This window comes from Thermoanaerobacter kivui, assembly GCF_000763575.1.
GTDB classification, from domain to species: Bacteria; Bacillota; Thermoanaerobacteria; order Thermoanaerobacterales; family Thermoanaerobacteraceae; genus Thermoanaerobacter; species Thermoanaerobacter kivui.
In genome coordinates this window covers 2,221,678-2,245,303 of sequence record NZ_CP009170.1, presented here as the reverse complement: position 1 = coordinate 2,245,303, position 23,626 = coordinate 2,221,678, and the positions used below count along the sequence as shown (strand labels likewise).

Annotated in this window: 21 protein-coding genes and 3 pseudogenes; 17 read left to right on the top strand and 7 right to left on the bottom strand. The window is 34.0% G+C overall.

Going from position 1 to position 23,626, the window contains the following annotated elements:
* The first annotated feature begins 26 nt into the window (after positions 1 to 26).
* From TKV_RS13860 to TKV_RS11385, 7 genes are all read left to right on the top strand, one after another.
* Complete coding sequence (locus TKV_RS13860; protein ID WP_268870082.1) at positions 27 to 1,157, top strand: S8 family serine peptidase; 1,131 nt, start codon at positions 27 to 29, stop codon at positions 1,155 to 1,157.
* The gene (locus tag TKV_RS11405; RefSeq protein ID WP_268870120.1) at positions 1,157 to 5,995 is read left to right on the top strand and encodes an S-layer homology domain-containing protein; all 4,839 of its coding nucleotides are present in this window, start codon (positions 1,157 to 1,159) and stop codon (positions 5,993 to 5,995) included. The genes TKV_RS13860 and TKV_RS11405 overlap by 1 nt, the downstream gene beginning before the upstream one ends.
* Before the next feature lie 231 nt (positions 5,996 to 6,226).
* Positions 6,227 to 7,309, top strand: a complete 1,083-nt coding sequence (locus TKV_RS11400; protein WP_049686028.1) for a pyridoxal-phosphate-dependent aminotransferase family protein — start codon at positions 6,227 to 6,229, stop codon at positions 7,307 to 7,309.
* A 13-nt stretch (positions 7,310 to 7,322) separates the two neighbouring features.
* On the top strand, positions 7,323 to 8,924 hold the full coding sequence (serA, locus tag TKV_RS11395; protein WP_049686027.1) for a phosphoglycerate dehydrogenase: 1,602 nt from the start codon (positions 7,323 to 7,325) through the stop codon (positions 8,922 to 8,924).
* A gap of 74 nt (positions 8,925 to 8,998) precedes the next feature.
* Positions 8,999 to 9,262 (top strand): hypothetical protein, encoded by a 264-nt coding sequence (locus tag TKV_RS11390; protein ID WP_049686026.1) that lies wholly within the window; start codon positions 8,999 to 9,001, stop codon positions 9,260 to 9,262.
* The gene (locus tag TKV_RS12590; protein ID WP_175574660.1) at positions 9,241 to 9,402 is read left to right on the top strand and encodes a type II toxin-antitoxin system RelE family toxin; all 162 of its coding nucleotides are present in this window, start codon (positions 9,241 to 9,243) and stop codon (positions 9,400 to 9,402) included. Before TKV_RS11390 ends, TKV_RS12590 begins: the two co-directional genes overlap by 22 nt.
* A gap of 54 nt (positions 9,403 to 9,456) precedes the next feature.
* Positions 9,457 to 9,930, top strand: a complete 474-nt coding sequence (locus tag TKV_RS11385; protein WP_049686025.1) for an HAD family hydrolase — start codon at positions 9,457 to 9,459, stop codon at positions 9,928 to 9,930.
* Positions 9,931 to 10,389: 459 nt separating this feature from the next.
* Here the strand turns inward: TKV_RS11385 and TKV_RS11380 are convergent, their stop codons facing one another.
* Positions 10,390 to 10,587, bottom strand: coding sequence for a hypothetical protein (locus tag TKV_RS11380; RefSeq protein WP_049686024.1), 198 nt, complete (start codon positions 10,585 to 10,587; stop codon positions 10,390 to 10,392).
* A 79-nt stretch (positions 10,588 to 10,666) separates the two neighbouring features.
* A complete protein-coding gene (locus TKV_RS12935) occupies positions 10,667 to 10,846 on the bottom strand; it encodes a hypothetical protein (RefSeq protein WP_148307273.1) in 180 nt (59 codons plus the stop codon).
* A 17-nt stretch (positions 10,847 to 10,863) separates the two neighbouring features.
* On the opposite strand from TKV_RS12935, the pseudogene TKV_RS12585 reads away from it, so the two are divergent.
* From TKV_RS12585 to TKV_RS11375, 3 genes and pseudogenes are all read left to right on the top strand, one after another.
* A pseudogene (locus TKV_RS12585) lies at positions 10,864 to 11,091 on the top strand (DUF6431 domain-containing protein); the annotation flags it as partial.
* Positions 11,091 to 11,234, top strand: a pseudogene (locus TKV_RS14305) (IS481 family transposase); the annotation flags it as partial. The pseudogenes TKV_RS12585 and TKV_RS14305, both read left to right, overlap by 1 nt.
* Positions 11,235 to 11,251: 17 nt before the next feature.
* The gene (locus tag TKV_RS11375) at positions 11,252 to 12,052 is read left to right on the top strand and encodes an ExeA family protein (protein ID WP_049686023.1); all 801 of its coding nucleotides are present in this window, start codon (positions 11,252 to 11,254) and stop codon (positions 12,050 to 12,052) included.
* An 829-nt stretch (positions 12,053 to 12,881) separates the two neighbouring features.
* Here the strand turns inward: TKV_RS11375 and TKV_RS11365 are convergent.
* The 4 genes from TKV_RS11365 to TKV_RS11355 all read right to left on the bottom strand — a co-directional run bounded on the left by TKV_RS11365 (position 12,882) and on the right by TKV_RS11355 (position 14,835).
* The gene (locus tag TKV_RS11365) at positions 12,882 to 13,067 is read right to left on the bottom strand and encodes a hypothetical protein (RefSeq protein ID WP_049686021.1); all 186 of its coding nucleotides are present in this window, start codon (positions 13,065 to 13,067) and stop codon (positions 12,882 to 12,884) included.
* A gap of 6 nt (positions 13,068 to 13,073) precedes the next feature.
* Positions 13,074 to 13,625 carry a DUF986 family protein gene (locus TKV_RS11360; protein ID WP_049686020.1) on the bottom strand — a complete coding sequence of 184 codons (552 nt, stop codon included), beginning with the start codon at positions 13,623 to 13,625 and terminating at the stop codon, positions 13,074 to 13,076.
* A 166-nt stretch (positions 13,626 to 13,791) separates the two neighbouring features.
* Positions 13,792 to 13,932, bottom strand: a complete 141-nt coding sequence (locus TKV_RS12925; RefSeq protein WP_236617270.1) for a hypothetical protein — start codon at positions 13,930 to 13,932, stop codon at positions 13,792 to 13,794.
* An 84-nt stretch (positions 13,933 to 14,016) separates the two neighbouring features.
* On the bottom strand, positions 14,017 to 14,835 hold the full coding sequence (locus TKV_RS11355; protein ID WP_049686019.1) for a histidinol-phosphatase: 819 nt from the start codon (positions 14,833 to 14,835) through the stop codon (positions 14,017 to 14,019).
* A gap of 356 nt (positions 14,836 to 15,191) precedes the next feature.
* Here TKV_RS11355 and TKV_RS11350 point away from each other — a divergent pair, with 356 nt between their 5' ends.
* The 4 genes and pseudogenes from TKV_RS11350 to TKV_RS11335 all read left to right on the top strand — a co-directional run.
* The gene (locus TKV_RS11350) at positions 15,192 to 16,793 is read left to right on the top strand and encodes a CTP synthase (protein WP_049686018.1); all 1,602 of its coding nucleotides are present in this window, start codon (positions 15,192 to 15,194) and stop codon (positions 16,791 to 16,793) included.
* A 105-nt stretch (positions 16,794 to 16,898) separates the two neighbouring features.
* The gene (locus tag TKV_RS11345) at positions 16,899 to 17,180 is read left to right on the top strand and encodes a type II toxin-antitoxin system Phd/YefM family antitoxin (protein WP_029689318.1); all 282 of its coding nucleotides are present in this window, start codon (positions 16,899 to 16,901) and stop codon (positions 17,178 to 17,180) included.
* On the top strand, positions 17,168 to 17,584 hold the full coding sequence (locus TKV_RS11340) for a putative toxin-antitoxin system toxin component, PIN family (RefSeq protein WP_049686017.1): 417 nt from the start codon (positions 17,168 to 17,170) through the stop codon (positions 17,582 to 17,584). The genes TKV_RS11345 and TKV_RS11340 overlap by 13 nt, the downstream gene beginning before the upstream one ends.
* A pseudogene (locus TKV_RS11335) lies at positions 17,560 to 18,765 on the top strand (SH3 domain-containing protein); the annotation flags it as partial. The gene TKV_RS11340 and the pseudogene TKV_RS11335, both read left to right, overlap by 25 nt.
* A gap of 22 nt (positions 18,766 to 18,787) precedes the next feature.
* Here TKV_RS11335 and TKV_RS11330 read toward each other — a convergent pair.
* Positions 18,788 to 20,221: an S-layer homology domain-containing protein gene (locus TKV_RS11330; protein ID WP_049686016.1), complete on the bottom strand. Its 1,434-nt coding sequence runs from the start codon at positions 20,219 to 20,221 to the stop codon at positions 18,788 to 18,790.
* 341 nt (positions 20,222 to 20,562) lie between these two features.
* On the opposite strand from TKV_RS11330, the gene TKV_RS13680 reads away from it, so the two are divergent.
* Genes TKV_RS13680 through TKV_RS11320 form a run of 3 tightly spaced genes read left to right on the top strand, consistent with a single transcriptional unit; the run spans position 20,563 to position 23,525 of the window.
* Complete coding sequence (locus TKV_RS13680) at positions 20,563 to 20,739, top strand: DUF4127 family protein (RefSeq protein WP_236617268.1); 177 nt, start codon at positions 20,563 to 20,565, stop codon at positions 20,737 to 20,739.
* 2 nt (positions 20,740 to 20,741) lie between these two features.
* Positions 20,742 to 22,148 carry a DUF4127 family protein gene (locus tag TKV_RS11325; RefSeq protein ID WP_236617267.1) on the top strand — a complete coding sequence of 469 codons (1,407 nt, stop codon included), beginning with the start codon at positions 20,742 to 20,744 and terminating at the stop codon, positions 22,146 to 22,148.
* Positions 22,149 to 22,166: 18 nt separating this feature from the next.
* Entirely contained in the window at positions 22,167 to 23,525 is a 1,359-nt protein-coding gene (locus TKV_RS11320) for a stalk domain-containing protein (protein WP_049686015.1), read from the top strand.
* Positions 23,526 to 23,626 lie beyond the last annotated feature (101 nt).

Below are 23,626 nucleotides of genomic sequence, written 5' to 3'. Positions count from 1 at the left end.
ATGAAAAACAAGGGGGTTAAGATTTTATGGGCAAAAGGTTTTTAGTTTTTCTGATTGCATTTACATTGGTATTTAGTGCTTTTAGCTCTTTTGGTTATTCTCAGCAAATGCCATCATCAGATAACCCAAAACTTACTTTAGATTCGCTAAAAATCGATTATAATCTTGTAAAACAGATTGCTAAAGATAATTTTAAAGAAACTGCTAAACCCTATCAAAGCAAGTCAAAAGTTGTGAAACAATTTGGAGAAGAGATGCAAAATTTAAGAGATGGTTCCAAGCAAGAGATTGAAAAATATAATCCTGATGAAACTGTACGAGTTATTGTGGAATTAGAAAAGGATAGTCTTGCTTCTTTTGCATTAAAGTCTAACAAGACTCTCAAAACTTTGACGCAAAATGAAAAAACGACTGTTTTAAACAAAATTACTCAAGAACAAACTCAATTAAAAAGCGTATTGAGCAAAAATTTCAATTTTAAACCAAGACATACATATAAAACTGTTTTGAATGGCATAAGTGGCGAGGTAAAAGTTAAAGACATAGAAAAAATTAAAACATTGCCTGGAGTAAAAGATGTAAGAATTGCAAATGAGTATTTCCTTGACATGACAACAGCAATCTATTCAACAAATGCACCAACCGTGTGGAATGACTTGGGATATAAAGGTGAAGGAATGGTTGTTGCTATAATTGATACAGGAATAGACTATAGACATCAAGATATGAAGATTACAGATCCCACAAAAGTGAAGTTGACAAAGGAAAAAGTAGAAGAAATAGCGAAGGAAACTGGAAAACCTTATAAATATTTCACAGATAAAGTGCCGGTTGGTTGGAACTGGGCAGACAACAATGATCAAATTATAGATATTGGTGCTACACAGTCAATGCACGGACAGCACGTTGCAGGTATAGTTGCAGCAAATGGCAATATTAAAGGCGTTGCACCTGAGGCACAGCTTATAGCTGAAAAAGTATTTTCAAATAACCCTAATTTTGCATCTGCTTTTTCGGACGATATAGTAGCAGGTATTGACCATGCCGTTGCATTTGGTGCAGATGTTATAAACATGAGCTTAGGTTCAACAGCAGGTTTCGTTCGCCCTGATGACCCTGAGCACCTGGCGATAAAAATGCTGTTGACAATGGCGTAATAGTTGTCGTTTCAGCTGGTAACTCCAGTTATTCGACGAGCGCAGAATTTTATCCATATGCAATGGATCCAGATATAGGAACTGTCGGCTCGCCTGGATTGTGGCTTGATGCTATTCAAGTGGCTGCTTCTATAAATCCTGGACTTACAGGAAAAAGCTTTTCTGTAAATCCTGCTCCACAAGATTTTGCCAGAGTAGTATATTCTGTAGGAAGTCCTACAGACCATGACCCTATTGACCCTGCAGATGTCTTGAAAGGAGAGTATGAGGTAGTATACTGTGGATTAGGTAGACCCGAGGATTTTCAAGGTAAAGATGTAGTAGGTAAAGTTGCCCTTATTTCAAGAGGTTCTATTACATTTAACGCAAAGACGATAAATGCACAAAATGCTGGTGCTGTAGCTGCAGTAATTTTCAATAATACTACAGGAACAATTTCAATGGCATTAGGAGAAGGTACGAAAATTCCTTCTGTGTCTATTTTAAGAGATGCAGGTCTTGCAATTAAAGCTTTGTTAGATCAAGGGCAAAAAGTCACAGTAAAATTTGATGGTGCTATAGGAACAAATAAATTAGGAGTTCCTCCGGGAGACAATGTAACAGACTTTTCATCCTGGGGTGTTACACCAAGCTTTGACTTTAAACCGGAAATAATGGCACCTGGCGGTGGAATATATTCAACACTTAACAAAGATTCCTACGGTTTGATGAGCGGTACATCTATGTCATCACCTCATGTGGCAGGTGCTATGGCATTAATTGCAGAAGCGCTAAAGCAAAAAGTTAAAGAAGGTACTTTAAATGTTGAAGGAAGAGACTTTGTAGAATTAGCAAAAATAGTAGCTATGAATACAGCAAGACCTATTATTGACACAAACGACAATGCTGCTATTTATACAGGTAAAATTTTAAGAAGTCCTAAGCCTTATTCTCCAAGGCAACAGGGAGCAGGTATGATTCAAATAGATAAGGCAATAAAAACACCCGTTACAATTACAGATTCAAATGGGAAAGCAGGTATTGCCCTTGGAAGTATTGGAAATAGTGCTAACTTTACATTGACTCTTAAAAATTATGGGAATAGTGATGTCACATATAATATAAAAGATGAATATGGAGTTTTGACAGACTATGTTCTTTGGGGATTTAACTTTGCTGAAACAGTACCTCTTACGGGCGCAATGGTTAACTTTGACAGAGATTCTGTAACAGTTCCTGCAAACGGACAAGCAACTGTAAATGTCACATTGATAATTCCTCAAAATGCGCCACAAAATATTTTTGCAGAAGGCTTTTTAAGCTTTATTCCACAGGACAACAATCTTCCCAAACTAAGCGTACCTTATACAGCTTTTTATGGAAGTTGGGATGAACCAAGAATTATAGATTCACCTCTTTGGGAAGATGACACTTATTATGGACTTACAGGTATGGCAGGAGTTATAGATGAAGATTTGTATTTCTTAGGTAACTTGGGACGCGAGGAAGAAAAACCTGATCCATCTACAATTGCTATATCGCCAAATGGTGATGGTGTATTTGATTTTGCACAGCCAGTGCTTTCATTTATGAGAAATGCAAGAGAATTTAAAGTAAGCGTTGTAGACAGCAATGGAAATGTAATAAGAGAAATATCCCAAGAGAAATATTTAAGAAAGAACGTAGCAGAGACATCCAAAGCTCAGATTTCTGATTCTTGGATATGGGACGGCAAAGCATTTAACCCTGCGACAGGACAATTTGAAGCAGTTCCTGATGGACAATATTATATGCGCTTTGAATCTAAGATAGATTATCCGAATGCAAAGACACAAGTTCTTCAAATGCCTGTTAAAGTTGACACAATATTACCTGAAGTTATGATAAATGATGGCTATGTCGATCAATATGGATATTTAAACGAAAATTACATTTCAAACGGAAAAGCAATAATTGAATGGACAGCTACTGATAAAGAAGGTTCAGGTATAGATTATTATGTTCTCTTTACAGGAAAGATTGACCCTGTGACATATAACGTAGCAAATATTGAAGCAAAAGTCTTACCAAATGATGTGACTTCAGCAGAAGTCCCTCTTCCAAACCGCTATACATTTATTGCTGTACTTGGTGTAGACTATGCAGGAAATATTTCTGATATAATGGGTGTAAATAATAGCTGTATTGCATTTAACCCAGAAATAAAAGACAATTTTGGACCTGTAATTACTGTAAAAGAACCTCAAGTAGCACAAATATTTAATACAAGAGATATTGTTGTTTCAGGAACCATAGAAGATGAGACGACATTTATGGGCGAGCTCTATATTAACGGTAAACTAGTACCAGTTGATGAGAACAATAATTTCACAACAACAATACATTTTGACAGTGATGGAAAGAAACAAATAAAATTCCTTGCATTTGATAAATTGTATGACCCAAATGACCCATCAACATATGAACACAAGACAGAATTTGCAATACCCATTTATATAGACATTACAACACCCGAAATTACTTTAAATGTAGATAATTTCAAAGGCTTTATTTCACCTGAAGGAGTAAGCCTTACAGTAGCAGGCAATGTGTACGATACAGGATTTGGATACAAACTGTTTATCAATGGCAACAATATACTTAACAAAGAAGCTGATGATTACACAACATTTAATGATAACTTTATTGCCAGAGTACCTCTTAACGTGGGAAATAATATCATTTCGATAAGTGCAGTAGATGTGGCGACGAATAAAGCAGAAGCTACAGTAGCTGCAAATGTATATACTTCAGATACACAAAATTACGTTACAATAACCTATAATGGATCACAAAAGACAATACAGCTTGAAGAAGTCATGCTTAACTCACTTAATGCTAATCCAAATCCACTTTATATACCGATTGGGGGAACAGGCAAAATAACCGTTAATGCAATATATACAGACGGTACAACAAAAGATATAACAGATAAAGCAGTGTTTGAATCTGTATATGGGGACATTGCCAAAGTAGAGGGTAATGGAATTGTAGTTGGAATGAATCCAGGTGAAACTACAATAACTGCAATATATGATAATAAATCTGTTGATATAAAAGTTGTAGTTTCAGAAGCTGTACCATTGGGTATTAGTGTTGACCCGGCATCTATAAAAGTTCCAGCAGGCAAAGCAATGCCCGTTGCAGTTTATAATCATTTCTCAGATGGTAGTCAAGTAGATGTGACAAATTACACTAAATTTATAATTGCAAATCCGCTTATTGCTGACTACAACTACACTATGGGAGTTGTAAAAGGCCTTTTTAAAGGAAGCACTGTGCTTACTGCTGTGTATAACAATAGTGCGTTAAATGTTCCAATTACAGTAACAGACCCAGTTCTTGAAAATATACAAGTTCAACCTTCTTCTATTGAAATAAAAGTGGGGGAAACTACACAAATAGAAGTTACAGCAAACTATTCTGATGGTACAACAAAAGATGTGACAAAAGATGCTACCTATACATCCAAAGATTCAAGTATTGTTACAGTAAACCAAGGGCTTGTTAAAGGGGTTAAAGCAGGCAGTACCACAATTGAAATAAGTTATGGCGACAAAACTGCATCTGTCAATGTTACAGTAAAAGAAGTATCTTCTTCTGGCGGAGGCGTAGGTATTACACCTATTATACCCCCAGTGACTCCACCTGCAAGCACTGAAGAAACAGCAAAGCCAACTCAAGAAGTATCACAAGGCAAAGTAGTTGTAGAAAATAACACAACAACACTTACAATAGACGAAAACAAAGTAGCAAAAGACATAAAAGACACTTCAAAGAAAGAAATACAATTTGACTTAACAAATATAGGAACTACACCTCAAAAAGCATTAGAAATACCTGTAACTGTACTTAATTTAATAGCAGAGAACAACAAAAACGTAGTAGTAAAATCAGACGAAGTAGCTCTTCAATTTGATGCAAAAACTTTAGCAGTATCACAAGAAGCAATTGACCTCATAAACAAAGCAGGAACAATAAAACTTAACATACACAACAAAGGCAAAAAGGAAGCATCATCTTTCGAGCCAATAACAAGTGCCTATGACATAACAATAAAAGCAGGAGACAAAGACATAAAAATAGGGTCACCAGTAAAAATGACATTTAACATAAAAGGTGGAAAAGACATAAGAAAAGCAGGAGTATACTACTTAAACGAGAAGACAAATCAATGGGAATACGTAGGAGGAAAAATTGACAAAGGAACAAACACAATAACCTTTGAAGCCAAACACTTCTCAACCTATGGAGTCTTTGAATACAACAAAGAATTCAAAGACGTAACAAAAGACAATTGGGCATATGACGTAGTAAATGTCCTTGCATCAAGGCACATAATAAAAGGAGTAGACAGTGAAACATTTGTACCGAACGCAAAAATAACAAGAGCAGAATTTGCAGCATTAATGATAAGGGCATTAGGAATAGAAGAAGAGCCATACAAAGGAGAATTCAATGACGTAAAAGAAGGAGAATGGTATGCAAACGCGATAGAAGCAGCATACAAAGCAGGGATAATGTTAGGAGACGGCAAGAATATGAGGCCGGATGACCCAATAACAAGAGAAGAGATGACAGCAGTAATAATGAGGGTATACGGAAAGCTTGCAGAGTACAAAGAGGAGAACATAGGCAATACCACTTTCAGTGATAACAACAAGATAAGTGAATGGGCAAAGAATGTAGTAGCGAATGCAGTAAAACTTGGAATAGTAAGAGGATATGAAGATAACACTTTCAAGCCAAAAGACAACGCTACAAGAGCAGAGGCAGCAGCTATGCTTTACAGAATTTTAGAGAAAACAGGAAATATATAAGATGGAGCTAATGCGCCCCAATGGGCGCTTTTCTTTTTATTCTAATTATTTAATGGATGATTTTTAATAATTCTTACCTTTTGGATGATATATTTTCATTTTTGCATATCAGTAATCGATATTTTTTTAACAATATCCACTTTGCGTGGACAAATGTATTTTTTGCTATTGCATTTTTTACTTTATTGATTTATCATATTAAATATATATCTAGTAACAGGGAGTGATAAGATGAAAGAGATGATATTGATGACACCGGGGCCTACAATGGTGCCGGAGGAGGTAAAAAAAGTTGCAGGTGCACAACCCTTACACCATAGAACGGAAGAGTTTTATGAATTATTCTCTAATCTCAATAAAAATTTAAAAGAAATATTTAAAACTAAAAATGAAGTTATAACTTTGACCTCATCAGGAACAGGTGGAATGGAAGCTGTCATTGCAAATCTTTTTTCTACCGGTGATAAAGTATTAGTCGCCAGTATAGGTTACTTTGGAGAGAGGTTTTATGATATAGCGAAAGCTTATGGCCTTGATGCAGAACTTCAAGACTTTGGCTGGGGAAACGCCGTAGACCCTAATGTATTAGAAGACAAATTAAGAAATGGTAATTACAAAGCCCTTTTAGTCACACACAATGAAACTTCTACAGGAGTTACAAATAACGTAAAAGAAATTGCAAAAATTGCTGATAGGTACGGTGTGGCAGTCATCGTTGATGCTGTAAGCTCTTTAGGTGGCATACCACTTGAAATGGACGAATGGGGTATTGATGCAGTAATAACATGTTCTCAAAAATGTCTTATGTCCCCTCCTGGACTTAGCTTTGTTGCTTTAAGTGAAAGAGCATGGAAAATGGCGGAAACTTCTAATCTTCCAAAATATTATTTTAACTTAAAAAAAGCAAGAGAAGGTGTTTTAAAACCCAATCCCGATACTCCTGCTACTCCTGCTGTTTCTACAATAATGGCTGTAGCAAAAGCGACAAATATGCTTTTAGAATTTGGGTTGGATAATGTATACAAAAGGCAAGCCACCTATGGAAAAAGAGTGAGAGAATACGTAAAGAGCTTGGGATTAGAACTGTTGCCGGAAGAAGACATAGCTTCTGATTTAATAACTGCTATAAAAGTTCCTGAAAAATACAAAGCATCAGAGATTATAAATCACATGAAGGAAAAACATGGGGTATTGATAACAGGAGGGCAAGGACCTTTAAAAGGGAAAATTATAAGAATAGGTCACATGGGTTATGTGACTGAAGAAATGCTTACTAAAACTCTTGAGGCGCTGAAAGACGCAATAAAGGAGTAAGGAGGGATATAATTTGAAAATAATTGTCACAGAGAAAATATCAGAAAATGGCATTGAATATCTAAAAAAACACGCCGACGTAGACGTGAAAACTAATATTTCAAGAGATGAGCTTTTAGAAATTATTAAAGATTATGACGCTATTATTGTTAGAAGTGCTACAAAAGTAGATAGAGAACTCATCGAAAAAGGTGAAAGATTAAAAGTCGTAGGTCGTGCGGGAAATGGCGTTGACAACATTGATGTGACAGCAGCTACTGAAAAAGGAATTCTTGTTGTAAATACTCCTGCTGGAAATACTGTAGCTGCTGCAGAATTGACCATTGGCCTTATGCTGGCTATAGCCAGAAATATACCGCAGGCATATCATGCTGGTCTTAATGGAGACTTTAGAAGGGATAAATTCAAAGGCGTTGAATTGAACGGAAAAACTGTAGGCATAATAGGTTTGGGTCGAATCGGTTCCCTTGTTGCTGCAAGGTTGGCAGCATTCAACATGAGAGTAATTGCTTACGACCCTTATATGCCTGATAGCCGTTTTGAAAAATACGGTGTGGAAAAAGTTACTTTGGATGAATTACTTCAGCAATCAGACTTTATAACAATTCACCTTCCGAAAACGGAAGAGACCAAAAAAATGCTCAGCGAAAAAGAGTTCAAAAAAATGAAAAAGGGAGTTAGAATAGTAAATGCCGCACGAGGAGGCATCATTGATGAAAAAGCTCTTTACAATGCCATTAAAGAGGGCATTGTAGCGGCAGCAGGATTAGACGTTCTTGAAGTAGAACCAAAATATAACATAGAACATCAAGATTTTAACAATCCTCTTCTTGAACTACCAAATGTCGTTTTTACGCCTCATCTTGGAGCTTCAACTTATGAAGCGCAAGAAAACATAGGTATATCCATTGCTCAAGAAGTAATTTCGGCTTTAAACAGTAATCTGTATGGAAATATAGTAAATTTACCAGGGGTAAAATCAGACGAATTTTCACAGCTTAAGCCGTACATGAAATTAGCCGAAGCGATGGGAGCACTTTATTACCAGATAAATGACACTCCTGTTAGATTGATTGAAGTGATATATAGGGGAGACATTTCGAGAACTAATACAGAAATTGTAACTCTTTATGCACTTAAAGGATTTTTAAAGCCTGTATTAGAAGAGGATGTAAGTGTTGTAAATGCAAAATTAAGGGCAAAAGAAATGGGAATAGAAGTTGTAGAAGGAAAAATCGAAGAAATAAACCACTATTCAAGCCTTATCATACTTAAAATTACAGACACCAATGGTAAAACGACACAATTTGCTGGCACCACATATGGGGAAGAAATAAGAATTGTAGAATATATGGATCATAAAGTAAATTTTGAGCCTACAGAACACATGCTATTTGTTAAGAATAAAGATGTACCAGGGGTTATAGGTCACATAGGGAATGTGTTAGGAGACTTTGGAATAAACATTTCTACCATGCAAGTAAGCCCAAATAAAAATGATGGAACAGCATTAATGATTGTAAGCACAGACAAAGAAATCCCTGATGAAGCAGTAGAGTCTCTAAATAAATTAAATAGCATAATAAAAGCAAGAGCGGTTAAAGGATTGATATAGAGATATGGATTGTTGTCAGAATATTATAAAGATGATATAATATATGTAAAGTAAATTTTATTAAGGTGATAAAAATGCAAAATAGTAGCATGATAAAAAAATTAAATGAAATTATAGATTCTTTAACGGAGAAGGAAATTGCTGAAGTGATTGACTTTGCTGAGTATCTTAAAGAAAAAAAGAAAGAGCTTATAAAAAAATTTAACGATTGGGATAAATCTTTAGAAGTAGAACAAATAACCCACGAAGAGGAAAAATTATTAAAAGAAAGCGAGGGAGAATATATAACTTTAGAAGAAGCAAAGAAGGCAGTAGATTGCCTTTTGAGGGAGATGTAAAAAAACTAAAAACATCTAAAAAGGAGCGTTTATATAGGTTAAAAGTTGGAAACTATAGATTGATTTTTGAGATTGACAACGTTGATTTTGCTATTAAAGTGAAAGCTTTTGATACAAGAGAAGATATATATAAAGGTTAATATATAGTGCTTTTGCTGATGTGAAATTATTATGAAATGAGTGGATGATTAAATATGATTAAGATTAATATTCCAGGAGATAAAAACCTTGAAATAAAAAATTTGGTTTTTGATTTTAATGGGACACTTGCTAAAGATGGAATTTTAATCGATGGAGTAAAAGAGAAAATAAAGGAGTTATCATACAAAAGTGTAGACATTTATATTCTTACATCAGACACGTATGGAACTGTAAAAGAACAATGCAAAGAACTACCGATTAAAATAGAAATATTTGATAAAGATAATGCAGCAGAAGATAAGAAAAGAATAGTTGATAAACTGGGGAAAGAAAATACCATTGTAATAGGAAATGGGCGAAATGATGTAGAGATGTTTAAAAACAGTAGGCTGGCTATAGCAGTATTGGGCAAAGAAGGTTGCTATACGAAAGCATTAGTTTATGCAGATATTGTAGTAAATGATATAATTGATGCTATGGATTTATTATTAAACCCCAATCGTCTAAAAGCAACATTGCGAACATAGTAAAAACATAGTGAAATTTTTATGCCTTGCTCCTTTCAGACTGTAGACAAACTTTCGTAAAGGAGATATTTTGCATAAGGAGCGAGTTGTTACAAAGCGGCCCGGCACTCAAGTAAGTATGCTTATTTTTTCTATTTTTGCTTTATAAACTTTCTTACTTGAGTGCCGGAAACTTAGCAAGACCGAGGGTGGAGGCAGGGACGAAGCCATGGATGGCGAAGGCGGGCAGCTTAAGGCATGGATGCCACCTGACGTAGGTACCCTGCCTAGAGAAAAAAATTTTTTCGGGCTTCGCCCACCTATAGGTATTTTTCAAGTCTTCCAGGATACATTATGATTAATTGGTTTAATACTATATCAATAGATATTGCAATACCCTTTTATTTTTCGGTGGTAATCTGTTCTCTACTGCTATTTTCCTTAACTCTTCTAATTCTCTTTTTATAAATTCAAGCTGCCTTACTTCTCCATATGCTGGTATGCCTTTTTTCTATTCTCTATTTCTTTTTCAAGGTATGGTATTACATTGTCTAGTGCTTCTATTAATTCTCTTACTTCGTATAGCTTGTTCCTTTTAAGTACCATGTGTTCTTCCCCTCCTTTAATACTTCTGAATTGGACATAAATATCTGTCTTGCTCCTCCCGACTTTTTCCATCCTTTATAGAGTGCTACTATCCCATCTTTCTAAAACAGCACCACAGCTTAAATTTATACTATGGTGCTGCTTTAGAATATTATTCTATGTTTTTCCTAATATATGGCTTTGCTTTTTCATATCTTGTAGTTACAAGATTATAAAAAAATTCACATGCATCTTCTTCTGATGTAAAAGTTTTTATTGTATCTTTATTCCCTCTCTCATCTTGGTAATACACTATCCATGTACCATCATCATTTTGTTTTAACAATGTCATTTCTCAAATTAATTTAGCCTAAAGATAGATGCCCACATCCTGATTGCAAATGCAAAGTGAAATTAAAAAAACACGGCTTTTACCATCGTTACTATTTAGATGGAGCCGTCTGCATAAAGATCACCATTAGAAGATATATATGCCCTGTGTGCAAAAGGACTCTTTCCTATCTTCCTGATTTCTGTATTCCTCATTTTCAGTATTCTTTCAATATGATTGTAAAGTCTTTAAAAGAGACACTACTTATAAGGTAAATTTTCATGAGAATGCTAAAATTCCTGTAGAATATATCAAAGACAGAAAGGTTGTAAACGAAAATGAAGATACTGTGGATTTTGCTGCAAAACCTAATCCCACAGTAATATCCTTTAATGATATCATTGATTAAAAAAAGAGGTGTTTTAAATGTTCACTCAATATTTTGGAATGAAATTTAATCCATTTTCCAAAGAGATAAGTGTAAACGACCTATACATAAGTGAAGACATTGCTGAATTAAATGCCAGGCTAAAATATTTACAAGAAACAAGAGGTATAGGACTTATCATTGGTGAGGCCGGTTCAGGCAAATCTACCGCATTAAGAAAATATGTTGAAAGCCTTAACCGTTCTTCGTATAAGCCGTGTTATTTTGCTCTGTCTACGCTCACAGTGAGAGAATTCTATCAAGCATTGGCTATGATTTTAGGCGAAACACCCTCATACAAAAAAGTAACGCTCTTTCACCAGATACAAAGAGCGATAACAGAACTTTACTATAGCCAGAAGATAACTCCTGTCATAATATTAGATGAAATACAACTGGTTTCTAATGATGTTCTCGAAGATTTGAGAATAATATTTAACTTTAATATGGATTCTCAAAACCCGTATATACTGATACTTTCGGGGCAACCACACATAAGAAACAAATTAGCTCTCAATGTAAACAGTGCACTAAGGCAAAGAATTACCGTAAAGTATATGATGCAAGGGCTAAAAAAAGAAGAAATTCAAGATTATATAAAAACAAGAATGAAAATAGCCGGAATGATGGATGATATATTTACACCATCAGCATATGAAGCAATATATTCTCTAACAAAAGGGCTGCCAAGGATAATAAATAACCTGGTAACAGCTTCTTTACTCTATGCGTATTCTAAAAGGCTAAGAGAAATAGATGAAGAAGTAATATACCAGGCACAAAATGAAATAAGTTTATGAGAGTAGTAGCTTTCGCTACTCTCATTTTTTATTATACTTCAATTAACCCAAATTGCCAATAACAGATATTAACATATTTTAGCGGTAATGCTTTTGGAAAGTGAAAAAAATTTTTAATCAGGCTGTAATAATTTGAGAAAAAATACTTTTATGCACTTAAAAAATGCCATTATAATTTGAAAATCTTTAGAGATTTAATTTGAGAATTGACATGCTGGTTTTTTGCTGTAAGGGTCAAATGTGTATTTGTAGTCCCCTATAATTTCAGAAATTCTTCCATTTCTGCTTGTTATTACTGGAGTTTTTGTATTTATTTTATATATTTGCCTATTTCATTTGTAAAGTATAAAAATCTTGTAATTCGTTTTAAAATTTATGTTTATCATATGTCTTTAAACTCCACCAGTATCATGTTATATTTTTTGATTAGATATTTTTCCTGTTTTGAAAAAACTTTGATAGGTAAAGCCGGAAGTGGTAAATTCTTTATTAAGTTTAGTTTTTCCGTGAAATTTTTTGTTAAATTTGTGTTAATAAAACAAAATTTAAGCCCCTGTCTTCATATTGCGAAAACAGGGGCCATATTTAGATTTATTTGTAGGGTATGTTGTAAGTTGCAAAATAAAATTCCCCAGAATTGTAGCGGGAAATTCCCAGTTTTTTTGAACAAGCAGGACAATGTTTTAGTAATTATTTTTGAAAATCATGTCAAGGACAAAGCCCGTAGGGGTTAGCGTTAGCGAATCCCTGAAGGATTTTTAAATACAATTATAATGGTGTAAGTTGCTGATAAATTTTCCATTACTCATTTTGCAAAAGTGGGGAATCTTCATTTACAAAAAACATTAATGCTCAATCCAATAAAAATATATACTGCAACATAAACTAAAAACATGTAAATAAAAGGTTTTAAACCTCTTTGCTTATAATCATTTCTTGCTTCTTCAGATAATAAAAGTAGTAAAAATATAAAGAGTACGCCTGAAAATAAAGCTCTTATAATAGATTTTATCATTTTGATCTAACTCCTTATTTCCCAAATTTTTCTTTTTAAAAAATCCTTTATCATTTCTTTATCATCTTTGGCAACAATAAATGTAATTTTCTTGTTATTCGGTTTTAAAGTAACTACAAGGTACTTGTCTGTAAAACTATAGCTATCAATATCATCCCACCTGTGAAATACTCCCCAGTGCATTATGCCTTTTTCGTTGATTCCGTTTGGTATTAACGAATGAGCCAAAGGAATTATCCCGGCTATAAAAATCATTGCAAGGAGTTTTGTGTGCAACGTGTCTTTTAAATTAGTATTAGAAATTGCTGCTATTAAAATAATATATATACTCATTGCTAACACCAATGAATTATTAGTAGTTTTGATATTCCACTTTGTTTTTCCAAAATGTTTTTTGGCTTTAAATACATCGTATATATCCCATATTGTAGTAAAGATTACAAGTGCTAAAACAGCAGAAAAAAATTTTTGTAAGATATTCTCTCTTCCTAAAAGTCCTATAATTATTCCAAAAGCAAATATAAATATTGCAATTATAACTTTCTTGTTTTTATTCATATAAAAACAATCCCCTTTCTATTAGAAGTATTTTAATCACATCTTAAAAATTTCCTTTATTTTTGTAATGTAAATTAATCAAAGGATCTGTAAATTTTTACATCTATGCACAATGAAACAGTAACATACAACTCTTTTCATTTTATATTCCCTTTGTTTCCACTTTTTATTGACATGAATCTGATATTTCCTTCATTAGGCTTTCTTTTGCAAAATTAATTAGCTCTTCTTTATTTTTCCCGTTATCGGGATATGTACCTATGCCAAAATACCATTTCCCCAGAAGTTTATCTTTAAGTTGGAACATCGGAGCGACGATGCAAAATATCTCCTTTGAATATTTTTTAACTTTGTTAACAAACTGAAAGGAGCAAAGTCTTTCTTGCTCCTTTTAAATATTATAGGGCAGTTTTTTTCTCCCTTCAAAATAATAAAGAGTATTTATCCCGTATGATTTTACATAAGCATAAGCTTTGTCAAAATCTCTTGCCACATCGTAAGGATTATGGGCATCAGAATTTACTACAATAGGTATATTATATTTCTTGATCATTCCCATTATTTCTTTTGAAGGGTATATTTCCCCAACAGGCTTTCTAAGCCCTGCCGTAGAAACTTCAATTACTATACCTGTTTTAGAGATTTCCTCAATATTCCGATTTATCTTATCAAAAGTATAAGGCTTTGCCATAAATCCAAAAATTTTCACAAGGTCAATATGCCCTATAATATCGAAGAGACCTGTTTTAGCCATTTTTTCAATTATATTAAAATACTCAAGATAAACCTCATCAATATCACGCCTTTTCCATTCTTCTATAGATTCTTCAAGGTCTATTCCCCAATCTTCAATCCAATGAACAGACCCTATCACATAATCCCATGGATAAGGTTCAAGAAATTCTTTCAATTCTTTTTCTTTTCCGGGGAAGTAGTCTGCCTCTATACCTAATTTTACAGGCAGTCCCATTGCTTTTGCTTCCTTTATCAATTCAACATAATTAGAAATGCTTTGGTCCATGTAACTTTTTATCCATTCTCCTCTGAAATCGTCACTTTTATAAGCGCTATATCCTTCTTTAAATCTATGTCCGTGTTCAGAAATGCCAATCTCAACCAGACCTTTACTTAAACCAGAATCTATAAACTTTTTAAGCCATTCTATAGTATAAGGGCCGTTTTCTATGTGTACGTGATAATCTGCAGCCATATTTTTCCTCCTTTTCAACAATATAAAACTTTAAAATTTTAATATCTTACAACATTATAATATTTTGCAAAAACTAATGCAATTTGTGTTATAATAATTTAAAGTGATTGATTTAATTTGTGAGGTGAGATGTTTTATCCTCTTTACAATCACTTTAAAATCCTATATAATAAATAAGTATTTATTTTTACGAGGTGCTTTTTTATGAACTGGCGAGATGACAAAAATTTAAAAAAATTTATTTAAACTTAAAGGGATACGAGTCTCTATTTTTCCAAAATAGAGATTTTTTTATGGGTTAAAAAATCCTTAAAAGTCAGTCTAAAAAAACGATAATACACTTAAGAGGTGAGAAAATGGCAAAATATATTTTTGTAACAGGAGGAGTCGTTTCCTCTTTGGGGAAAGGCATAACTGCTGCATCATTGGGAAGGCTTTTAAAAAGTCGCGGCATATCAGTTGCTATTCAAAAATTTGACCCTTATATAAACGTAGATCCCGGCACAATGAGTCCATACCAACATGGTGAAGTTTTTGTTACAGAAGATGGGGCGGAGACAGACTTAGACCTTGGCCATTATGAGAGGTTTATAGACATTAACCTTACCAAAAATAGCAATGTAACTGCAGGTAAAGTGTACTGGTCAGTTATTACAAAAGAGAGAAAAGGGGATTATCTTGGTGCCACAGTGCAAGTGATACCTCACATAACAAACGAAATTAAAGAAAGAGTATACAGAGTTGCAAAAGAAAAAAATGTGGACGTAGTAATAACAGAAATCGGTGGAACTGTTGGAGACATAGAAAGCCTCCCTTTCCTTGAAGCTATAAGACAAGTAGCAATTGAACAAAGTAAAGACAATGTTATGTTTATCCACGTCACATTAGTACCTCATCTTGGTAATACAGGGGAATTAAAAACAAAACCTACTCAACATAGCGTTAAAGAATTAAGGTCAATAGGTATTCAACCGGATATGATTGTATGCAGAACAGAACTTTCTCTAACGCAGGACTTAAAAGAAAAAATCGCTCTTTTTTGCAATGTAGATGTAGAAGCGGTTATAGAGAATAGAGATGTAGAATCAATTTATGAAGTACCATTGGAATTCGAAAAGCAAAAAGTAGATGAATATGTGCTAAGAAGATTAAATTTGCCCCTTGGCCAATCGGATTTAAAAGAGTGGAGAGAATACGTAGAAAAAGAAAAAAATCCCACAAGACAGGTAGAAGTAGCTTTGGTGGGAAAATACGTTGACCTTCATGATGCTTATATAAGCGTTGTAGAAGCATTAAAACATGCGGGAGTTTATCATAGAACTGCTGTGAATATAAGGTGGGTAAATGCTGAGCATGTAAATGATGAGACAGTGGAAAAACTTTTAAAAGGAGCAGACGGTATATTAGTGCCGGGAGGATTTGGTGATAGAGGCATTGAAGGTAAAATAAGGGCTATCCAGTATGCAAGGGAGAACAAAATTCCTTACCTTGGATTGTGTCTTGGGATGCAGTGTGCTGTAATAGAATTTGCAAGAAATGTAGCAGGACTAAAAGGAGCTAATTCTACAGAGTTTGACCCGGATACTTCCCATCCTGTAATAGACCTCATGCCTGAACAAAAAGACATAGATGAAAAAGGCGGCACAATGAGATTGGGAGTGTATCCTTGTAAAGTAATTGAAGGAACAAAAGCTTATGAAGCCTATAAAGACGAATTAATTTATGAAAGACATAGACATAGATACGAATTCAATAACCAATATCGGGAGCTTTTAACCTCAAAAGGCCTTGTGCTTTCAGGTCTTTCTCCTGATGAAAGGTTGGTTGAAATGATAGAATTAAAAGACCATCCTTATTTTGTGGCATCCCAATTCCACCCAGAATTCAAGTCAAGACCTTTAAAACCTCATCCATTGTTTAGAGATTTTATAGGAGCAATGTTAAAAGACAAGGAATAAGGGCTGGTGAATATCCAGCCCTTAAATTTTACTTGATAGTTATGAACAAAAAGGTTATAATATATCTAGAAATTAATTTTAAAATTAATCTGGAGGTGAAAACAGATGGAAGAAGTCATTGGAGTAGACAAATTAAGACCCAAATTAGGTGAATATTTAGAAAAAGTAGAAAAAGGCGATGTGATAATAGTTTCTTCTCGATCTGAACCCAAAGGAGTTATAATCAGTTATTCTATGTACAATCAATTAAAAGAACTTGAAAAGAAGGCAAAACAATTAGAGATTATGCAAATTTTAAACGAATTTAGAAGTAAAGCCGAAACAGCAGGCTTATCTGAGGAAGACGTACAAAAAGAGATAGAGGAAGCACGAAAATGCGTGCAGTAATTGATACTAATGTTTTAATTTCATCTTTTATTAGCAAAAAAAGCTATCCTGCAAAAGTTATTGATTACTGGGTCTTAAATAAATTTGACCCGGTAGTAAGCAAAGAAATTGTGGAAGAATATGCCGTTGTGTTGACACGAGATAAGTTTGCTGTTTTTGGCACTATTGAAAAAAGACTTGACTTGCTAAATAGGCTTTTATCTTTTGATTGGGTTTTATTTGTATATCCAAAACAAAAAATAGAGGTTATAAAAGAAGACCCAAAAGATAATATTTTCTTAGAGTGTGCTTTAGAAGGAAGTTGTGACTTCATAGTCACAGGTGACAATCATTTGCTTCAACTTAAAGAGTATAAAAATATTAAAATAGTAAAAGCAGTACATATGTCCCATTGCGATTTATAAGTGAAGCTTTCAAAAATAACGTCAATTGGGATGAAAATACAAACACTGTGTATATAGACAGTAAAACAGGGACAGACACGCAAATTGCTTCTGCAAAATTGAGCGATCAAATTGTTACAACTCTACCTTCCTCTTTAATGGTAAACGCTGATGTAGTAAATATACGGACAGGCCCAGGTACACAGTATGACATCATAACGCAGGTCAATAATGGGGACATGTTAAGTGTAATTGACAAATCAGGTGATTGGTATAAAGTCAAACTTCAAAACGGAGTAGTAGGTTGGATTGCAGGATGGCTTACAATTGCATATAACAATCCTAATCAAATAGCGAGTGATATTTCTAATTTTGATAGAAGGACGTTGACAGCTGGTGGCAGTCAACCTTCAAGAGGAGGTATTGGTCAAGCTCTTACGTCTTTACCCTATGCAGGAAAAGGAGTATGGTACAGCATATATTCTGCGATGCCTACTGCAAATGATTTAAGCCGTTTTGTAACTGCCAGAGTAACTCATATTTACCTTGAAGTTGCTACATCAAAAGCGGGATTTCCAGACAAATGGAAAAAATGGTTAGATGACTTACTTCCTGCGGCTCACAGAGCCGGAATAAAGGTCATAGCGTGGCTGTACACAGACTTAAAAGATACCACATATGATGCATCTCTAACAGCACAAGTTGCCAGCTATGTCACTCCAAACGGTTATCGCGTAGATGGGGTTGCTGCAGATATTGAAGAATTGCCTCAAAAAGATCCGGTTACAGCGTCAAAAATGGTAGAAGACTATGCGACGCAAACTATAAAAAATTTACCTGCAGGAATGCCTTTTATTGCGATCACTTATCCACCTCAATACAGGCCTAACTACCCTTATGCTACAATGGCAAAATATTTTGATGCAATTGCTTTAATGGACTACTGGCACGTATCAAGCGCCAACTACACCTATGATGATGCAAAAAATTTTGTATCTGATTCCATTAAAAAAGTACAATTTTTAGCAGGAAACAACGTCAACATAGAAGTCATTTTGCACGGTTATGATGATGGCTATGGACTTCCCTCTGCAGATGAATTAAAGGGAGCTCTTGATGCTTCAAAAGATGCAGTTGGATATTCAATATATACTTGGAATACACTAAATGATGAATTAAAAGACGTATTTGCTAATTATTAAAAATGAAGGAGTGGCTTTTTCGCTACTCCTTCACTATTTTATCTAATAGTACTGCTGCTTCTTCTCGGGTCAAAGGCTTTTTAGGATAAATGTATATTTTACCATCTATATTTGTACCAGCTATTAAATTATTCTCATAAGCTATTTTAATGAAATCATATGCCCATGATGAAATGTCATTTTTGTCTGCGGGATCAAAAATAGCAAAATCAACATTCTCTTTTGGCTCATAAAATTTCATAAGAACGCTAATGGCTTCTTCTCGCGTTATGGGATTATGAGGTCTAAAAGTGTTATCCTCGTATCCTTTCATAATTCCATTATTTACTATATTTGCAATAGGTTTATAGTACCATGCATTATGAGAAACATCTTTGAAGGAAATTTCTTGCTGCAATACCGGTTTATCTTTTAAAAATGCTCTATCTATCAAAGAAGCGAATTCTGCTCTAGATATAATTTTGTTTGGCCTAAAAGATCCGTCTTCATATCCTGCAAAAATTCCTTTTATTACCAAACTAAGTATATTCTTTTCAGACCACATATTTTTAATATCCCAAAAAGGAATAAATCCCGTATCCCTACTCAACTTGTTTATTTTTTCAACAATGTCTTGACCTGTATCGGAATCCTTCACAGTAATTCGTTTTAACTTCATAATATTATCGCCATAATAATTTACTCCTTCTTTAATGCCAAATGCCATTTCAAAACCTACTTTTTTTGCTATCTCGTCGCTTATTTTATTTCCTGAACCAAAAGGATATGCTAAACATATAGGCGCTTTACCTATTTTTTCCTTAATTATTTCTCGTGAGCGCAAGAAATCTAGATATAGCCTTTCTTTATACTGTTCCATTGTTTCAAGATGTCCATTAATGATTACAGGTCCCATTACCATTGGGATTTTCTTAAAATCATTTGACCTGTAACCGTGGAGGTCATATGTGTGACTCTCAATCTCTATTACTCCGCTGTCTGCCATTTCTTTTGCTTGTTGCCACGTAAAATGCGGTATAACAACTTCGGGTTTTTGCTTGTTTACTTCATCTGGCACATAACTTACTATAATATTTATTTCAGCTTTCATTCCTAATTTTTTAAGTATAGGATATGCATACGTGTAATTGCTTAAATATCCGTCATCAAAAGTTATTACAATAGGTTTTGGTGGCAAAGGCTTGTTGTACAGTACAAAATCTCTGAGCTGTTCTAAGGTTATAGTGTGATATCCTGTAGCTTTAAGGTAAAGCATTTGCTTTTCAAATCTTTCTGGGTCGATTATCACACCACCATACTTTTTAGAATCAAATGTACCTTCTTTTTGAAGATGGTGGTACATTAAAACAGGTACGAATGGCTTTTTAGATTGTGCCTTTGAATGTAGCACTGGAATTGATACAGCAAGTACGATTGTTACCATGATTGTAAGGATGATTAACGCTTTTTTACTCATGTTTTCCAACCTCTCACACAAATTTACCATAAATATATCACACAATTATCACAAATATGTTACAAAAAAGTTAACAAAACATTAAATTTTTTATAAAAAAACATTTGGCAGCTTGTTGACAAAGTCAAAAATTATTTAAATCAGTCTTGCTAAGCTTTGTTAACGCTTTGTCACAAGTCGCAACTTATGTAAAATATCTACTTTACGAAAGTTTGTCATCAGTCTGATTTGTAATTATAATCCGCACTCAGAAAAATCCCCAAGCCCAAAAAAGATTAATAAAATGAAAATTCCCTTTTGTTATGGTATAATTTATACAAAAAGACAAGCAGGAGAAGGATATGTTTAAAAAAGCTTTGTGGTTTGTACTGACTTTATGTATATTTTCCTTGCCAGCTTCTACTTACAATGAAAAATTTACAGTACCTAAAGACGACATAATTTTTATTCCTCTTGACAGCCGGCCTGTAAATACCCAAAATGTAAGCCTTCTGACAAATATGTGGGGGAAAACTTGATTTTGCCTCCACAAAATGTACTTGATGACTACACAAAGCCGGGAAACTTTGAAGGGCTAAATAAATGGCTTAATGAGGTTATTCATAGAAGTAATGTTTATGCTGTTGTAATATCACTGCAACAGTATTTGAACGGGGGCCTTATAGCATCCCGTGATATCAAAAACTATAAAGATTATGAAGAAAGACTTTCGCTACTTTACAAATTTTTGACAGAGAATGAAAACAAAAATATAATCATATTTTCAATAATACCTCGCCTTACACCTACACAATTTTCCGACTACCAGTATATAAAATACAGTGATATGATAAAAGAATTCTCAATGTTATCTGATAAAGTTGACCTTTTTAACCAAGAGAAAGATAAAGTCAGGCTTGAAGAAATAAGAAAAAGTATACCAACTGATGTGCTTACTAGTTATACTGAACTTTTTGAGTTAAACGAAGTAATAAATAAAAAACTCATTGAATGGACGAAAGAGGGATATATAAAAACATTAGTTATAGGTATTGACGACACACAAGAGTTTAGTATGTCAAACATGATTGCGCGAAAACTTGAATACTATGCGAAAGCACGGCAAGTATCTGATAATGTGTATGTACTCCATGGTGCTGATGAAATTGGCATGGAGATAACGGCAAGGCTTGCAAATGAGTACTACAAGCAAGTTCCTCGTTTTCAAGTCGTTTATGACGTAAAAGACCCTGATAAAATTATTTTGCCCTATGAAGGTGCAAACCTTAAGAAAATTGTTGAAGAAAAAATTAATTTTATAGGAGGAAAAATCGACTTAAGTGGTGAATGTATACTATATGTCCACACACATGAAAATTTAGGAATAAAAAACGAAATACAAAAATATAAAAGTAAAGGACAAATTTTCGGAATAGCAGATGTCGCATATGTTAATATGGCGGATAAAAAGCTAATCAACGTGCTCTTTGACTTAAACCCATTGACTTTTCTTTATGCAGGTTGGAACACACCCAGCAACACAATAGGGACAGTTATATCTGAAATGTCTTTAAAAATGATCCTTGACAAAAGCATACTTCCTCCTTACGCGGAGGAAAATGCCATAAAAAGCTTTATTTCTTTTTCATTTATACGTTATGCGGATGACTTTGCCTATCAAGCTGATGTAAGAAATAAAATGTACAAATGGGCAGAGTCAAACCACATGAGTAAAGATAGCATAGATAAAAAAACTGCCGACGAGGAACTTACAATAAAGATGAAACCCCTTATTGATACAATAAAGAAAAAATATGTTGGAGAAATAGTAAAGACGGGAAATAGCTCTTTTAGTATAAAAGATATAGAAGTAAAAGTAAAATACCCTTGGAGTAGAATGTTTGAAATAGAGGTTATGCCTCAAGTAATTTTACAAAACCAAAGATAAAGTTGTGGAGGTAGGGAGATGACAAAAATTAAACAGCTTGCATTATGGATTTTAATTTTTGTTTTTACTTGTGCATCTTTTACTTCTGCAAAGGCAGAACAAACATTTGCTGCGAATTCAAACATAAGAGTTCTAATTGAAGTAAATGACTACAAACTGTCAAAATACGAGCCTAAAAAAGGTGTATACCTTGGAGCTTATGTATACCAAGACACTTTAATAAATGGAGACATGAAGAAATTTAACGAGATTACAGGCAAAAAACATGCATCGTTTTTCATTTATGTTGGATACGGAAGCCCCTTTCCTCAAAAATGGATTGACCAGTTAAAGGAAGTAGGCGCAGCTGCTCATATAGCTTTCGAACCAAATAACGGATTGGACCAAGTAAAAGACGACCAATATTTAAGAAACTTTGCAAGAAAATTAAAAGAATCTGGCATACCTGTATTTTTGCGATTTGCCTCAGAAATGAATGGGGATTGGACTGCCTATAGTGGCAATCCCAAAAAATACATAGAAAAATGGAGACTTGTTCACGATGTGATGGAAGAAGAAGCGCCAAACGTTATGATGGTATGGACTGTATTTACCTTTCCACAGTCAAACATATTGTCCTATTACCCTGGTGATGATTATGTAGATTGGGTAGGAGTAAATATATACAATGTAGTTTATCACAATAATAACATAAACTTAAAAGCAGACCATGAAGACCCGTTGGAACTTTTGGATTATGTCTATGACACCTTCAGTGAAAGAAAGCCTATCCAGATCTCTGAATTTGGCGCTACTCACTATACTATAACTGATGGAAAATACTATGTAGACTTTGCAATTGAGAAAATAACCCGCATGTACAATGGCTTAAAAACAAAATATCCGAGGGTCAAATCTATATTTTATTTTGATGTAAATAACTTGGTAAATGCACCTCAAGGCAGAAGAATAAACAACTATGCCATAACGGACGATGAAAGAATTTTAAAAACCTATTCTAATTTAATCAGTGACCCATACTTTTTAAGTGATGTAGGTCCTAACCTTGAAGGCACTGTAAACAATGAATTTATGGTAGTAAAAGACGGAATTTTAGTCTTAAATGGAAAAACCTTTATATCCTCGTCTGTATTGAAAAAATACATGAAAGCGAAAGTATTTTGGGATTCACAAAACAATAGATTAACCCTTTTAAAAGGAAGTAACACCACTACATTTGATATAAAATCCTATAAAGTTATTGTAAACGGCAAAAAAGGTGCATTTATTCTAAACGGTAGCTCCTATTTTCCTTTAACAGAAGTAGCTCCACAAATAGGATATAAAGTTAAATGGGATGGGAAAGAAAAGCTGATTAAAGTATCTTTATCATCATAGAGCTACTCATCCCAGATTCAAAAAAATACTCAAAGAAATGTTAAATTAATATTACAGAAATATTACAAATTGGTAACAATTATTGACTCATTAAATACCTG